11 protein-coding genes and 1 pseudogene are annotated in these 15711 nt (G+C 74.8%); 5 read left to right on the top strand and 7 right to left on the bottom strand.

What is annotated here, in order from left to right; all coding sequences use genetic code 11:
* Window positions 1-9: 9 nt before the first annotated feature.
* From OG965_RS31030 to OG965_RS31010, 5 genes are all read right to left on the bottom strand, one after another.
* Window positions 10-1107 carry a calcium:proton antiporter gene (locus tag OG965_RS31030; RefSeq protein WP_371655344.1) on the bottom strand — a complete coding sequence of 366 codons (1098 nt, stop codon included), beginning with the start codon at window positions 1105-1107 and terminating at the stop codon, window positions 10-12.
* Window positions 1108-1164: 57 nt separating this feature from the next.
* On the bottom strand, window positions 1165-2547 hold the full coding sequence (locus OG965_RS31025) for a DNA-3-methyladenine glycosylase 2 family protein (protein WP_371655343.1): 1383 nt from the start codon (window positions 2545-2547) through the stop codon (window positions 1165-1167).
* 91 nt (window positions 2548-2638) lie between these two features.
* On the bottom strand, window positions 2639-3763 hold the full coding sequence (rsgA, locus tag OG965_RS31020) for a ribosome small subunit-dependent GTPase A (RefSeq protein ID WP_371655342.1): 1125 nt from the start codon (window positions 3761-3763) through the stop codon (window positions 2639-2641).
* 233 nt (window positions 3764-3996) lie between these two features.
* A complete protein-coding gene (locus OG965_RS31015) occupies window positions 3997-4998 on the bottom strand; it encodes a LysR family transcriptional regulator (protein WP_371655341.1) in 1002 nt (333 codons plus the stop codon).
* Between the two features lie 40 nt (window positions 4999-5038).
* A complete protein-coding gene (locus tag OG965_RS31010; RefSeq protein ID WP_371655340.1) occupies window positions 5039-6583 on the bottom strand; it encodes a hypothetical protein in 1545 nt (514 codons plus the stop codon).
* 174 nt (window positions 6584-6757) lie between these two features.
* On the opposite strand from OG965_RS31010, the gene OG965_RS31005 reads away from it, so the two are divergent.
* Entirely contained in the window at window positions 6758-7150 is a 393-nt protein-coding gene (locus tag OG965_RS31005; RefSeq protein WP_371655339.1) for a VOC family protein, read from the top strand.
* A gap of 68 nt (window positions 7151-7218) precedes the next feature.
* On the opposite strand, the pseudogene OG965_RS31000 reads toward OG965_RS31005, so the two are convergent.
* Window positions 7219-7389, bottom strand: a pseudogene (locus OG965_RS31000) (AraC family transcriptional regulator); the annotation flags it as partial.
* 82 nt (window positions 7390-7471) lie between these two features.
* Between OG965_RS31000 and OG965_RS30995 the strand changes: the two are divergent.
* The 4 genes from OG965_RS30995 to OG965_RS30980 are packed head-to-tail and all read left to right on the top strand — an operon-like array spanning window position 7472 to window position 14549.
* Window positions 7472-7852, top strand: a complete 381-nt coding sequence (locus OG965_RS30995; RefSeq protein ID WP_371655338.1) for a CU044_2847 family protein — start codon at window positions 7472-7474, stop codon at window positions 7850-7852.
* Window positions 7852-9588, top strand: a complete 1737-nt coding sequence (locus tag OG965_RS30990) for a trypsin-like peptidase domain-containing protein (protein ID WP_371655337.1) — start codon at window positions 7852-7854, stop codon at window positions 9586-9588. The genes OG965_RS30995 and OG965_RS30990 overlap by 1 nt, the downstream gene beginning before the upstream one ends.
* A gap of 19 nt (window positions 9589-9607) precedes the next feature.
* Window positions 9608-10651, top strand: a complete 1044-nt coding sequence (locus OG965_RS30985) for an AAA family ATPase (RefSeq protein ID WP_371655336.1) — start codon at window positions 9608-9610, stop codon at window positions 10649-10651.
* Window positions 10641-14549 carry an SAV_2336 N-terminal domain-related protein gene (locus OG965_RS30980; RefSeq protein WP_371655335.1) on the top strand — a complete coding sequence of 1303 codons (3909 nt, stop codon included), beginning with the start codon at window positions 10641-10643 and terminating at the stop codon, window positions 14547-14549. The genes OG965_RS30985 and OG965_RS30980 overlap by 11 nt, the downstream gene beginning before the upstream one ends.
* On the opposite strand, the gene OG965_RS30975 is transcribed toward OG965_RS30980, so the two are convergent.
* Entirely contained in the window at window positions 14546-15697 is a 1152-nt protein-coding gene (locus OG965_RS30975; RefSeq protein ID WP_371655334.1) for a YihY/virulence factor BrkB family protein, read from the bottom strand. The two genes, OG965_RS30980 and OG965_RS30975, sit on opposite strands and share 4 nt — an antisense overlap.
* Between the last annotated feature and the right edge of the window lie 14 nt (window positions 15698-15711).

The raw sequence follows: 15711 nt of genomic DNA, 5'->3' as shown, positions 1-15711 counted from the left end.
GCCGCCGGGTCAGGGGCTGACCGCGAGCACCAGATATCCGGCGAAGAGCGCCAGGTGGACGCCGCCCTGCATCAGGGTCGCGCGGCCCGGGACGACGGTCAGGATGCCCACGCCGACGGTGAGCGCGAGCAGCACCATGTCGCTGGCGCCGAGCCCGAGGACCAGCGGCCCCGACAGCCAGACGGACGCCAGCGCGACCGCCGGGATGGTCAGTCCGATGCTCGCCATCGCGGAGCCGAGCGCCAGATTGAGGCTCGTCTGCACCCGGTCGCGGGCGGCGGCCCGGGAGGCGGCGATGGTCTCGGGCAGCAGCACGAGCAGGGCGATGACCACCCCGACGACGGACGCGGGCAGCCCGGCGGCGGCCACCCCGCGCTCGATGGTCGGCGAGACGCCCTTGGCGAGGCCGACCACCGCGACCAGCGCCACCCCGAGCAGCCCGACGCTGATCAGCGCGGTGCGGGCGGACGGCGGATCGGCGTGCTCCTCCGCGAGCACCTCGCCCTGCTGGGTGACGGGCAGGAAGTAGTCGCGGTGGCGCACGGTCTGGGTGGCGACGAACAGCCCGTACAGCGCCACCGAGGCGAGGGCCGCGAAGACGAGCTGCGCGGTGGAGAACTCCGGGCCCGGCTTGCTGGTGGTGAAGGTCGGCAGCACCAGGCTGAGCCCGGCGAGCGTGGTGACCGTGGCGAAGGCGGCGCCGGTGCCCTCGGGGTTGAAGACGGCCAGTCGGCGGCGGAGCGCCCCGATGAGGAGGCAGACGCCGACGATCCCGTTGCAGGTGATCATCACTGCGGCGAAGACGGTGTCGCGGGCGAGCGTGGCGCTCTTGTCGCCGCCGTCCGACATCAGGGTGACGATCAGCGCGACCTCGATGATCGTCACCGCGACCGCAAGGACGAGCGAGCCGAACGGCTCGCCCACCCGGTGCGCCACGACCTCGGCGTGGTGCACCGCCGCCAGCACCGCGCCCGCCAGGAAGCAGGCCACCAGCGCGACCAGAGCCGAGGGCAGCGACCGCCCCCAGGTGAGCGCGAGCAGCACCACGGCGAGCGCCGGCACGAACGCCGACCACCGGTCCAGGGGGACGCGGGCGAGACGGATCATGTACCGACGTTCCCAGACGGCGGCGGGGTGCGCCTGTCGGCCGACGCCGTCCGCGCGCTACGCGGCGGCGCCGTGCGCCGCGGCCGCGCTCAGGAGGCGGTAGGCGTACGAGCGCCAGGGTCGCCAGAGTTCGCCCTCCTCGTCGCACCCCACATCCGGCTCGGCCAGCGCCCGCATGCGGATCTGCGCCACCGTGCGGGCGTCGAGGCCCGGCAGCGTGCGCAGGATCCGTACCGCCTCCTCTCGGTCGGCACCCGCGTCCAGGCGCAGCCTGCCGTCGGCGAGCGCGGCGGCGAGCTCGGCCAGGGCCGGATCCGGGTGCGCGGCGAGCGCGGCGGGCTCCGGGAAGAGGTGGGTGAGCGCGCCGCACGGCACGTCGAGCCGCTTCCCGTACACCTCGGTCAGCTCCCCCGCCACCGCCCGGCCCACCAGCGCCCGTACCGCGTACTCGTCCGGGTCGGCCGCCCCCGGCGAGCGCACTCCCTGCCGGGCCGCGACCAGGGGGGCGAGCCGGGGGTCGGCCGCGAGCCGCTCGTCCACCGCGTACGGATCGGCGTCCAGGTCGAAGAGGCGGCGCAGCCGCTGGACGGCGGTGGTGAGGTCGCGCAGGTCGGTGAGGTGGATACGGGCCTCCAGCCAGCCGCCCCGGCGCGGGCGCGCCTCGTCGACGGCCACGATGCCGGTGCCGTACGGCAGACGCAGGGTGCGGCGGTAGATACGGCCGCCCGGCTCGCCGGTCATCTCCTCGACCCCGGTGACGGCCTCCTCGGCGAGCAGGTCGAAGACCGCGCGCGCGGCGTACGGGCCCCGGTGCGCGAGCCGCAGCGGGATCCCCGCGGCGAAGGCGGCCGAGCCCCGCCCTGTCCTGGTCCCGGACTCCTCGCGCAGGGCGCTGGGCGTACGGGCGTAGATCTGCCGGATCGTGTCGTTGAACTGCCGCACGCTGGCGAACCCGGCCGCGAAGGCGATGTCGGTGACCGGCAGCCCGGTGGTCTGGAGCAGCACCCGGGCCGTGTGGGCGCGCTGGGCACGGGCGAGGGCGACCGGACCCGCGCCGAGCTCGGCGGTGAGCTGACGCTGGACCTGGCGGGTGCTGTACCCGAGGCGCACCGCGAGACCGGGGACGCCCTCGCGGTCCACCACCCCGTCCCCGATCAGCCGGACGGCGCGGCCCACCACGTCGGCGCGGACGTTCCACTCCGCCGAGCCGGGCACCGCGTCGGGGCGGCAGCGGCGGCAGGCGCGGAAGCCGTGGCCCTGGGCGGCAGCCGCCGTCGGGAAGAAGCGGACGTTCTTGCGCTTGGGCGTCACGGCCGGGCAGCTGGGGCGGCAGTAGATGCCGGTGGTCGACACGGCGAAGAAGAACTCGCCGTCGAAGCGGGCGTCCCGGCTGCTGACGGCTTCGTACCGGGTCTCGTCGGTCTCCTCGTACGTGGTCACACATCCAGTGTGCGCGAGGCCCGGCGGTTCGACTCGCGGGATTCGGACACGGCGCTCGGGGCGCCGTGTCCGTAACCCGTTCCCGGGCCCGTCAGCGGGTGCCGCTCCGCTTGGCCGCGTAGTTCGCCCGGCCTTCCGCCGACTTGATGCGCCAGTCGCGGCGGATCTCGTTGCGCAGGCGCGCGTCGGTCTTGGCGACGATCCGCCGGTTCTCGCGGATCAGCTTGCGGTAGCTCTCCAGGCGCCGCTCGGCCAGCGAGCCGTCCTCGATCGCCGCGAGCACCGCGCACCCCGGCTCCGCCTCGTGGGCGCAGTCGTGGAAGCGGCACCGCCCGGACAGCTCCTCGATCTCCGCGAAGACCTGCCCGACACCGCTCTCGGCGTCCCACAGGCCGACCCCGCGCAGCCCCGGAGTGTCGATGAGGACGCCGCCGCCGGGCAGGGCGAGCAGATTGCGGGTCGTGGTGGTGTGCCGGCCCTTGCCGTCGACGTCCCGGATGGCCTGCACCTCCATCACGTCCGCGCCGAGCAGCGCGTTGGCCAGCGTCGACTTGCCCGCGCCGGACTGGCCGAGCAGCACGCTGGTGCCGCCCGACACGATCGCCCGCAGCACCTCGACGCCATCGCCGGTCGCCGAGCTGACGGACAGGACCTGGACGCCGGGTGCGGCGGTCTCCACGTCCTGGACGAGGTAGGACAGCCCGACCGGGTCGGGCACCAGGTCGGCCTTGGTGAGGACGACGAGCGGCAGTGCGCCCGACTCCCACGCCAGGGCCAGGAACCGCTCGATCCGCCCGAGGTCCAGCTCGGCGGCGAGCGAGACCGCGATGATCGCGTGGTCCACGTTGGCCGCGAGGATCTGCCCCTCGGACCGGTTGGAGGACGTGTTGCGTACGAAGGCGGTGCGGCGCGGCAGATACGCGCGGACGAACCGGGGGTCGCCGGCGGGTTCGACGGCGGCCCAGTCACCGGTGCAGACGACCCGCATCGGGTCGTGCGGGGTGACGAAGGCGGTGTCGGCGCGCACCGGACCGTCGGCGGTGACGATGTCGCACTGGCCCCGGTCGACGCGGACGACCCGGCCGGGCAGCAGGCCCTGGTCGGCGTAGCGCGCGAAATCGGCGGCCCAGGCGTCGTCCCAGCCGTAGGGAGCCAGGGCGTGCGAGGTGGCGGACTGGTGCGAGGACGACTGCTGCGAAGCAGAAGAGGAAGACAAGGGGTGACCCTTCACAAGGGCGGCCCCGGCGGTGCGTTGGGTTCAGCCGGTGGCCACGGGAGTGGAATTGATGCACTTCTGGATGAGGGCAGCGCCCATCGCAATGACAGCCATCGGTCACACCTCCCGGATCGGTCTCACGGCTGGAGCACGTCGGCCAACGGCCGCCGTACGGAACGCAGTCACCATAACGCCGGGCCCCGACCCCGGCCAACTGATTAATCCGCGCCCGCTCACCAGTCGCGCGCGGCGGCCAGCAGGTGGTCGCGTACCCGGGTGACTTGGGGGTTGTCGGGGGTGCCGGGGCGCTGGACGAGGTACGCGGTGTTGATCGGCGGGTCCTCGGGTTCGAGGAGGGCGACCAGGCGGCCCGCGTCGAGGTCGGCGCGGCACAGGTAGCGGGGCAGGACGGTGAAGCCCGCGCCCGCCGTCACTGCGGCCAGGACCCCGCGCAGGTCGGGGACGGTGAGTGCGGCCTCGCCGGTGAGGCGGCGGCCGAAGACGTGGCGCCAGTAGCGGCGGGCGATGGGCAGGTCCTCGGCGTACGTCACCAGGGGCACGCCGGCCAGCGCGGCCGGGCCGTCCGCCGCGACGTGCCCGGCGCCGATCCGCCGCGCCCACCGGGGCGCGGCGACGAGCACGAACTCCTCGTCGCCCAGCGGTACGGCGGTCAGGGTGCGGCCGCGTGGGCGCACGGTCGAGACCACCAGGTCGTGGCGGCCCGCGCGCAAACCGTCGAGCAGTTCGTCGGAGAGGCCGGTGACGACGTGCAGCCGCACCGCGTCCGCGATCAGCGGCGCGAGCGCGGGCAGCGCGGTGACGCAGAGGAACTCCGCCGGTCCGGCCAGGTGCACGGGCCGCGCGGGCGCGCCGTCGCCGGGACCCCGGTCGGCGACGACGGCGAGCGCGTCGAGCGGGGCGGCGACCCGTACGGCGAGGTCGTCGGCGTACGGCGTGGGCGCCACCCCGCGCGGCAGCCGCTCGAACAGCTCCCGCCCGAGCTGCCGCTCCAGTGAGCGGATCTGGGTGGTGACGGTCGGCTGGGACAGGCTCAGCAGCCGGGCGGCGGCGGTGAAGCTGCCGGTGCGGTGGACGGCGAGGAAGGTGCGCAGGTGGGTGAGGTCGAGGGGAGCGTGGGGGCGGACGGGGCGGTCCGGCGGGGCCGCCGCAGCCGTCGGGCCGTCCTGCGGGCGCCGCACCGGCCGGGCCGAGCCATGCGTATTTCTATCGATCACCCGTCAAGTATCGAGCCGCCCTATGGATCGGGCCGTCCGCTCAGCTCGCGGCGCGACGGGCGCCGAGGGCGCGGGGCGCGGACTCCGGAGCGGGTGCCAGGAAGACGTACCAGACCGTCCCGGTCCGGGGCGTGACCACCTTGTGGCCGGGCCACGAGCGGGCGTACGCGGGCGGGCTCGGTGCCGCCTGGACCAGGGCCAGCGGGGTGCGCCGCGCCGCCGCCACGATGCCCGGCACCGTCTGGGTGCGGTCGGCGCGGTCGCTGGCCTGCGAGGAGCAGCCGCCGTAGAAGGCCTGTGGCTGGGACTGTTCGCCGACGACGGTGCAGGGCGGGCGGATGCCGTACTCCGCGAGCCGGGCCACCAGCCACTGGTCGTCGGAGCGCAGCGCCTGCTGCCGTGCCGTGCGCCGGTCCATGATCCCGTACTGGCCCCAGAGCTGGAGCCCCAGGCACACCGCGACGGCGGCCACCACCACCGGCCGCCACCGCCCCCGCGCCGCCTCCACCGCCGAGGCCGCGCACTCCGCGACGACCAGCGCGAGCAGCGCGTACGCGGGGATCAGGAAGCGCGGCGCCGCATAGCCGATGCCGAAGAGGTAGGGCACGCCGAGCACCGCCGCGCACCACACCGCGAGCAGCGCCGTGCGCGCCCGCCCCGCCCTGGCCGCGCACAGCACGCCGAGGGCGGCGAGCGGGGGAAGGGCCAGCCACCACACCGCGCTCACCTGCGGGTTGGGCCAGCCGGAGGTGCAGGGGCGGCACAGCAGCGGGCCGTTGAGGGTCATCAGGTTCATGCCGAGCGCGTTGTGCAGGCTCAGCCCGCCCTGCGCCTCGCCCGCGCCGTGCACCCGCTCCAGCAGGCCGCCGAAGCGCAGATACGCCTCGATCACCCAGGGCAGCACTCCGACGGCCAGGCCGCCGAGGACGGCGACGGCGAGGCGCGTGCGCCGCCAGGCCCGTACCGCGAGGACCGCCGCGAGCAGGGCCACCGCCAGATAGCCGCCGTCGTACGGCCGCACGAGCGCCGTGAACGCCACGCTCAGCGCCACCGCGAACAGCGGGCCGCGCCGCCCGTCGCGGTCCCCGGCGGCGCGCAGGAACCAGCCCGCCCCGGCGAGCGCCCCGTACGCCACGTACAGGTTGGGCATGACCTCGCCCGCGTAGAACTGCACCACCCACAGCCCGGCGAAGAGGACGGCGGCGAGCAGCACGACCCGGCGGCCCACCAGGGTCAGCCAGGGGCGGAAGGCGAGGGTGAGCCCGGCCGCCGCGAGCAGCAGCATCCAGGCGCGCAGCACCGGCACCGAGCCCGTCAACTGGGCGGCGGGCGCGGCGAGCCAGCTGATGCCACGGGCCCGGGGCTCGCTGAAGAAGGCGTCGGGGACACGGGGGTCGACCTGGCTGACGTACACGGTCTCGTCCCAGCCGAGCGGCAGCCGCCAGGCGCCGGTGGCCAGCTGGACCGCGCCGCAGGCGAGCGCGAGGACGACCCCGACCAGCGCCAACCGGACGGTGTCCCGGCGCGGCGGGCGCGCGGCCTCCCGGATCGGCGCGGACCGGGTCGCTTGATCGGCGGCAGCCATGCGCACACGGTACGCGGCCGGACGGGGCAGGGCAGGGAGAGTGCGCCAACGGGTGGGGTGTGGAGCGGGGGAACGCGCGTGTCGTACGCGGGCCACGGCCGCTGAGGCCCGACGGCACGCGCGCATGTCCGTTTCTTACAAGACCCGCCGTCCGGCCCCGCCTACGTTGAAGCCATGAACGCACGATTCGACTCCATCGGCCTGGTCGTCTCCGACATGGCCGCCTCGCTCGCCTTCTACCGCCGCCTGGGCCTGGACATCCCGGCCGAGGCCGACACCCAGCCGCACGTGGAGCACACGCTCCCGGGCGGCACCCGGATCCTGTGGGACACCGAGGAGGTGCTGCGCTCCTTCGACCCGGGCTGGACCCGCCCGCAGGGCGGTGGCCGCGCCGATCTGGCCTTCGTCTGCGACGGGCCGGACGAGGTGGACCGGATGTACGAGGAGCTGGTGGCGGCCGGGTACGCCGGTCACCTCAAGCCGTTCGACGCCTTCTGGGGGCAGCGTTACGCGACGCTCCACGACCCGGACGGGGTGGGCGTCTCGCTCTTCGCCGCCTCGGCGTAGGCGGTGAGGGTGGTCCCGGCCAGGTCGCGCATCTCGCGGGCGAGGTGGGCCTGGTCGGCGCACCCGGCGGCCGCGTCCGGTACGTACGCGTGGGTGTCGGGACCGGCGACGAACAGTCTCCCGTCGCGCCACAGCAGGTCCATGCAGCCGTCCGGCAGGACGGGGCGGACGGCGCCCGGCCCCACCGTGCGCGCCCAGACCACCGCGCCGGCCAGCCGCGAGGCACGCTCTCGGTACACGTCTTCGAGGCTAACCCGGACAGCGGCGGGGGCGCTCCGCCACAATGGTCGCCCGGTCCGGCACGGCTGCGAGAGGGCGGCGATGGGTGCGCTGATGGAGTTCAAGACGGACGACGGTGCGCAGGTCGTGGTGGAGGTGGAACGGCACGCCTCCGGCGCCAAGTTGGTGCGCCGGGGCGACAACTCCGTGTCCGAGGCGGCCCGTACGTTCGACAGCGCCCTTGAGGGCATCCGGGCGGCCGCCGAGTCCGCGCTGCACGTCTTCCGGGACGGCCGCCTCAAGCCGGACGCGGTGGAGCTGGAGTTCGGCGTGAAGCTGACCGCCGAGGCGGGCGCGGTGATCGCGAAGACGGCGGTCGAGGGCCACCTCCTGGTGAAGCTGTCCTGGTCACCGGGGCCCGGCGGGACTCCCACCGCTCCGCCCACCACCGCCCCGGACCTGGGAGCCACGGCAGCTCAGTGATGGCGTCACCCTCCTGGCACGCGTACATCGAGTGCGGCGGCGCGGTCGGCGCCGGCTTCCTGTTCACCGACCGCCATGTGCTGACCTGCGCCCATGTGGTCTGGCAGGAGGAGCGCGCCGAGGTCCGCCTTCCGGGGCTCCCGGGGCGCGAGCCGGTCCCGGCGCGCGTGGTGGCGCGCGGCGGCTGGGCGGGCGGCGCCCGGGACCCCGGCGACTGGGCCGTGCTCGAACTGGCCGGACCCGTACCGGTCCGCCCCGCCCGCTTCGCCCGCCCCGACGCGCCGTACGCGTACCCGACCCCCATGCTCGTCGCGCACGGCTTCCCGGAGGACTACGAGGAGGGGGTCATCAGCGAACTGCGCGCCGGAGCAGCCGAGTTGACCAGCAACGAGTGGACCCAGCTGGAGCACTGGAAGGGGTACGGGACGCCGGTGAGCGGCGGGTTCAGCGGGGCGGGCGTGCACCTGGCCGAGGGGGGCGAGGTGGTCGGCATGGTCTCCTCGATGGACCCGGTACGGATGGTCTCGGCCCAGGTCCTCGCCCGGTCCTGGCCACCGCTGGCCGAGCACGTGCCGACCCCCGGCCACCAGGCTGCCGAGAAGCGCGCCCTGGCCGCGCTCCTGGCGCGCGTGCCCGAGGGCGCGGCCGACCCGGACGGGCTGTTCCGGCAGGCGGTGGGGCCGCTGGGCCTGGCGCCCCCGGACGGCGGCTTCGCCAACCTGTGGGAGGCGGTGTGGCACCTGCTGGCGGAGTCGGTGCCGAGGGCGGGCGCGCTGCCGCTCGCCGAGTTCGCGGTGCGGCTCGCGGCGGCGGCCGACGAGGGTCCGGCGCCGGACCCCGGGCTCGGGCACGGGCTGCGCGAGTGGGCCCGGGCCTACCGGGCCCGCTTCGACGACCCGGGCGGCGGACCCGGCCGGGCCCCCGACCTCGGCTGGTCGCCGGTCCTGGTGGAGATCAACCGCAGCGGCGAGGGCAGGAACGCGCTGCTGGTCGAGGTGTACGCGTACCGGGACGGCAGCCGCAGGCTCGTCGACGCGGCCACGGTCACCGGCGAGAGACAGCTGCGCGAGTGGGTCCTGGACCGGGTCGACGCGGCGTTCGGGGACCTCGACGACCGGGGGCGGGCACTGGTCGCGTTCGCGCTGCCGCGCAACTGGCTGCACAAGCCGGTCGACCAGTGGGTGCGGCGCAAGGGCATCGAGCCGCCGCTCGGCTGTGTGTCGCCGGTCGTCGTCATGGACCGGCTGCGCCGCAAGAACCCGAGGCTCCAGTGGACGCTGCGCCAGATGTGGGAGACCCTCGACGGCCGCCGGAGCTCTCCCGTGCACCGCATCGAGTGCGGCAGGGCACCCCGCCCGGACAAGCTCTCCGTACAACTCCAGGACGTGTACGGCCCGGTGGGGTTCGCCCGGCCGCCGGACCCGGCGCGCACGGCCACCGAGCCGCACGGGGCCGCGCTGAACGCGCCCTCGCCGATCGTGCTCTGGCCGCACACCGGCTGCACCGGGGCCGCCTGCGACGGCGGGTGCCGGGGCAGCGGCTTCCTCGACGGGCTGGCCCACTGGCTGGCCGACCTCGCACCCGGCGAACTCCCCGGCCACGTACTGAAGTTGCGCAAGGAGGCGTTCATGCACGACGAGAACGGGCCGCACTGGGCGGCCGGGTTCACCCTCGTCTGGGAGGACCCGCGCCGCTTCCCGGCCGTCGCCCCGCCCGACCGGTCCCCGCTGAGCTGAAGGATCTGGAGCAGCCCATATGCCCCTGTGGCCCGTGTACACCGGCGGCGGCCAGCCGCACGACGGCATCACCCAGCTCCCCCCGCCGCCGCCCTGGCGCGCCTTCAACGGGAAGCCGCTGCTGCCGCCGCCGACCGAGGACCCCGACGACGCGGCCTCCTCGCCGGACCGCACCCACCGCGCGCAGACGTACGTGGTCACCGACCAGAGCGTCGAACTGGTCAACGCGGCCCTGTACTTGCGGCGCCCGCTGCTGGTCACGGGCCCGCCCGGCAGCGGCAAGTCGAGCCTTCCGTACGCGGTGGCGCGCGAGCTGATGCTGGGGCCGGTGCTGCGCTGGAACGTGACCAGCCGCAGCACGCTGGACGACGGGCTGTACCAGTACGATCCGCTGTCGCGGCTGTATGCGGCGCGGGAGGAGAGCCAACCCGAGCCCAGGCCGTTCGGCGTGCCGTTTCGCAACGACATCGCGCCGCATCTGCGGCTCGGCCCCCTCGGCACCGCACTCCTCCCCCACCAGCGCCCCCGCGTCCTGCTGATCGACGAGATCGACAAGGGCGATCTGGACCTGCCGAACGACCTGCTCAACGTGCTGGAGGAAGGCCAGTTCGAGATTCCGGAGCTGGTGCGGACGGCGCATCGCCATCCCGGCTCGGACGTCATGGTGGCGGGCGCGGACGCCCGGGTACGCGTGCACCGGGGCCGCGTCCGCTGCCACGCGTTCCCCTTCGTCGTGCTCACCAGCAACGGCGAGCGCGAGTTCCCGCCCGCGTTCCTGCGCCGCTGTGTGACGCTGGAGCTCAAGCAGCCGGACAAGGAGCAGCTCAAGGCGATCCTGCACGCGCATCTGGGCCAGCTCGACGATGACGCGCTGGAGCTGGTCGACACGTTCCTGCACCGCGCCTCCGGCGGCGAGCTGGCCACCGACCAACTCCTCAACGCGGTGTATCTGACGCGCACTTCGGGGCTTCAGGGCCCGTCGCGCGAGCAGCTGGCCGAGCATCTGATGCCGTATCTGAGCCAGGCGCTGGAGACGGAGGGGCTGCGGCCCGATGAGTTCTGAGCCCGCCCGGGAACGGCCTCTCGTGGACCGGCTGCGGCATGTGCTCGCCGCGGCGGGCGGCCGTGCGCCGACCGGGCGGGAACTCGCCGAAGCCCTGTGGCTGGCGGGGCACATGCGCCAGGAGCCGGAGGTCCGCAGCGGCGCGGACGCGCGGCTGCCGCTGCCCCCGCTCCCCGACGACGTACGGGAGCGGGAGGCACGCAAGCCCACCGAGCCCGCCGTGCCCGTCGAGGCGGCCCCCGCCGAGCGGCCGGACGCGCCCGAGCGCGTACCCCTGCGCACCCCGCCGCCGGGCCGCCCCGCGCCCGCGCCGGAGCGCGGTGGCGAGCACGCGCCCCTGCTTGCCCCCGCGCCCGCGATGCTCGCGCATCCCCTGGCGCTCCAGCGGGCCGTGCGCCCGCTGAAGCGGCGGGTGCCGTCGGCGTACGAGCGGGAGTTCGACGAGACGGCGACCGCCCACCGGGGCGCGCTGGCCGGCGACCGCCCCGAGTGGTGGTTCCCGGTGCTGCGCCCCCGCCCGGAGCGCTGGTTGCACCTGCGGATCGTCTTCGACGCGGGCCCGACCATGGCGATGTGGCGGCCGCTGCTGCGCGATCTGCACCGGGCGCTGGCCCAGACGGGCGCGTTCCGCACGGTGGAGGTGCTGCCGCTCGCCGCCGACGGCGGGCTCCCGGCCCGCCCGGCCGCGACCAGCCGCACCGCCGTGCTCGTCCTCAGCGACTGCATGGGCCCGCAGTGGCGGGACGGCCCGGCCGGGCGCCGCTGGTACCGCACGCTGCGCGGCTGGGCCCGCACCCTGCCGGTCGCCGTCGTCCAGCCGCTGCCGGAACGGCTGTGGCAGTACACGGCGTTCGCGCCCGCCGCCGGACTGCTGAGCACGCCGGGCCCGGGCGCGGCCGGGACGTCGCTGACGTTCCTCCCGTACGAGCCGTACGAGCGCGACGCGGCCGCGAACGTACCGGGCGGCATCCCGGTGCCCGTCCTGGAGCCGTCGGCGCGCTGGCTGCGCAACTGGGCGGAGCTGGTGGGGGCGCGCGGCGGGACGCAGGTGCCGGGCGCGGCGGCGGTGCTGGGTCCCTGGCCACCTGCCGGGGAGGCGGCGACACCGCTCCCCGACCTGCCCGCCGACGAACTCGTCCTGCGGTTCCGGTCGGTGGCGTCCCCGGCCGCGTTCCGGCTCGCGTCGCATCTGGCGGTCGGGTGCGCGCACCTGCCGGTGATGCGGCTCGTGCACGCCGCCGTGGAGCCGCACCCCCAGCCGCGGCACCTGGCCGAGGTCGTCCTGAGCGGCATGCTCACGGCGGTGCCGGGCCCGCCCGGCGCGTACGACTTCCGGCCCGGGGTGCGCGAGGTCCTGCTCGGCACCCTGCCGCACACGTCCCACGTCCGCACCAGCGGCCTGCTGAGCCGGGTGAACGCCCGCATCGAGGCGCTGGCGGGCGCGGTCCCCGGCGAGTTCCGCGCACTGGTGGCGGCGCGGGGCGGACCGGTGGGGGCGGTGCCGGGGGATCCGTTCGCGCTGGTGAGCCGAGAGAGCGTGCGGATGCTGCGCGGGCCGGAGGGGGTGGGCGGGGGGCGGGTGCTGGCGGGGCGGTACGAGCTGGTGGAGCGGATCGGGCCGCGTCCACCCGGCGAGGTGTGGCGGGCGGCCGAGCTGCCGTCGGGGCGGAAGGTGGCGGTGACCTTGTACCGCTTCCCGGCGGACCGGGGGCCCGCCCCCACGTCTTCCTTCCTCGCCGATGCCCGCCAGGTCGCCGCCATCCACCATCCGAACCTGCTGCTGAACTTCGACGCCTTCGCGGTCGAGGACGCGTGGTGCCTGGTGACCGAGCTGGTGGAAGCGTCGACGCTGCGCGAGGCGATGGCGCGCCACCCGAACGGCTGGCCGGTGGTCGACATCCTGCGCACCGCGCGGGAACTGGTCTCCGGGCTCGACGCCCTGCACGAGGAGGGCATCGTCCACGGCGGCGTACGAGCCGAGAACGTGCTGCTGTCGGCCGAGCGGGGGGCGCTGTTGTCTGACCCTGGCGTCCGGCACGATCCGGGGCCGAAGCTGGAGGACGACCTGCTGGCGGCCGGAGAGCTGCTCTTCGAGATGGCCGTCGGCACGCGGCTGACGGAAGCGGGCCTCGCCACGGCCTCGGCTGCTCTGCACGAGTCCCGGGCCCCCTTCCTCGCCTCGGCGATCGGCGGGCTCCTGGACGAGTCCCCCAGAACCCGCCGCCGCGCCGCCGCCGACCTGCTCTCCTCCCCCTCCACCACCCGCCGCGTCTACCGCCTGCTCGGCCCGCCCGAGGCCTGGGTCGACGGCATCCCGGCCCCCGAGTCCGACGGCCCCGAACTGCGCATGCTGTGCGCGCTGGTGCTGGCACGCGGGGAGCGGGTCGCGGGCACGGAACTGTGGGCGCCGGAGTGGCGGGACGACGTCCACGGCGTCGCGGGCCGCCTCAGGCGCCTGGGCCACCCGGTCGAGGGCACGGCCGACGAGACGTACCGGCTGACCCTCAAGAGCGCCGACGTCGACCTCCTCAACGCCGAACAGCTCGTCTTCCAGGCGGAGACGGCCGAGTCCTCCGGCGACCGCGACCTGGCCCTGGAGCGGTACGAGACCGCGCTCGGCCTGTGGGCGGGCGAGCCGCTGGAGGGGATGCCGGGCCACTGGGCGGAGCTGCACCGGGGCGAGCTGGCGGAGCTGCTGCGGACGGTGACGGAGCGGCGGGACATCCTGCGGAGCAGGGTGCCGCACCCGATGGTGGTCGTCGAGGTCCTGCCGAAAAGCGCCCTGCAACCCGTACCCGCCTCACTGCTCACCGCCGTCGAGGCGGTGTTCGGCGTCGCACCGGAGGTGTCGGAGCCCTACGGCACCTCCACTCACCTTCTGATACGCCCCGAGGGCGCACCGCTCGCCGTGCTGGAGCGGATCGTCGAGGAGTTGTCCAAGGGCGTGATCCGGGGCGTGCCGTGGGACGAACTCGCATCCGTGCGGCTGCGCGTCCTGGTGCATCTGGACAGCGAGTACGGCCGGGCCAGGTTCGTCATCGGCATTCCGCCGACTCCGACGGACGCGGCTCGCGTCGGCACGGTCGACTTGTGTGTACCGGACGAGCTCCATCGGATGCTCGATGCCCGCAGCGCCGAGGAGTACGAGCGGTTCGAGGAGGCCGGACACATCGTCTGGTTCCGGCGGATCGAACCACCGTCGGGTCGCGGCACCACCTTCGAGTTTCCGCTCCCCAGCGCAGTCGACGGTCTGGCCTTCACCGCCAGGACGGACGTCGCTTGGTGGTCGCGGGACAGCCCCGTCGCGGTGGACGAGATCCGGCGCCGGCTGAGCGACGAACTCGGCCCTCTGGTGCGCGAGCACGGACTCGCCCAGCTCGACCTGGCGCAGATCCGGGTGGACGCACGGCTGACCAAGCCCGTGGTCCTGGCGCCGCACAGCCCGGACTTCCTCGCCCGCGTCACCCTCCTCCCCTCCCTCACCCCCCTCCGCACCCTCCTCGCCCCCACCCGCACCGTCCTCATCGACCACGACGGCACCCTCTCCCGCCCCCACGCCCACGAGGCGATCCAGGCGCTCACCGACTCCGGGCGGCGGGTCGTCGTGGTCACCGGCGGTACGGAGGGCGCGGTGCGGCGGGCCCTCGGGGACGTGGCCGTGGACATCCGGGCGCGGACCCAGATGGGCGAGGACGCCATTCTCCAGGCCGTGGGCAGCATCGCCGACGCGCTGGTGGTCGGGCGCATGCCCGGCGCCGCGGCGGCCGCCGCCCGGCTCGGCGTCCCGTACGTCGGGATCGCCGACGGGGCGGGCTCGGCGGCGGACCTGAGGGCGGCCGGGGCGACGCTGGTGACCACGTCGCTGGGGGCGATCACCGACGCGCTGGCGGACGGCTAAGGCTTGTCGCGGCCGTGCAGTCGGGACTTCACGTCGTCCGGCGGCAGGAAGCGCGACCACCGCTCCGGGTACTCCGACGGCATCCCGGGGTCGGAGGGATCGGGGTCGTCCGGGTCGGGCTGGTAGGTGGCCCGGGCCTGGGCGGCGCGGGCCACGATCTCGGCGGCCTGGGCCGTCTTGACCCGCTCGTTGGCGGCGCGGGCGGCGGCCGTGGCGACCGACGGCCACACCCGGTCGATCGCCGCGTTGACGGCCGCGCCCACCAGGACCGCGAAGGCCGAGACCCCGATCCACAGCAGCACGGCGACGGGCGCGGCCAGCGAGCCGTAGATCGTGGGGCCCTCGACGGTGTTGGTGAGGTAGATCCGCAGCAGGAACGACCCGAGCACCCACATCGCCAGGGCGACCAGGGCGCCCGGCACGTCCTCGATCCACGGGGAGCGGACCGGCACCGAGACGTGGAACAGGGTGGTCAGAAATGCCACCGAAAGGAGGATCATCACGGGCCAGTACAGGACGCTGATCAGATCCGTTCCCCACGGGATCAGCTCGACCACCCGGTCCGGGCCGACCACCGCGAGCGGCAGCACCACCGCGCCGATGAGCAGGGCCACGATGTAGAGCAGCAGCGAGAGCATCCGGGTGCGCACGATGCCCCGGTGGCCGTCGAGCCCGTACATCACGGTGATGGTGTCGATGAAGACGTTGACGGCCCGGGAGCCCGACCAGAGCGCGAAGGCGAAGCCGAGGGAGACGATTTCCGGCCGTTTCCCCTTGGTGACGTCCGCCAGGAGCGGCTCGGCGAAATCGTGGACGCCCCGGTCGGAGAGGACCGACTGGGCGGCGTTGATGATGTTCTTGTTGATGGTGGCGACGGTGTCCGTGTTGGTCCAGCCGTCCACGTAACCGAGCAGCGCGATAAGGCTGAGCAGCAGCGGAGGCAGCGAGAGCAGGGTGAAGAAGGCCGCTTCGGCCGCGAGCCCGAGGATGCGGTACTCGATGCACGAGTTGACGGTGTCCTTCAGGAGCAGCCAGGCCATCTTCCGCTTCGATACGTTGCGGTAGAGGACGCGGGCCCGGTGGAGTCTGCTCGGGGCCCGGTGGAGTCGGCCCGATGGCCGCTCGGGTGTTTCATTTGCTGGCTGCACCTCCTTACCGTATC

This window comes from Streptomyces sp. NBC_00224 (assembly GCF_041435195.1).
GTDB lineage: Bacteria > Actinomycetota > Actinomycetes > Streptomycetales > Streptomycetaceae > Streptomyces.
The sequence above is the reverse complement of the archived record's forward strand: the minus strand, read 5'-3'. Positions and strand labels throughout refer to the sequence as shown.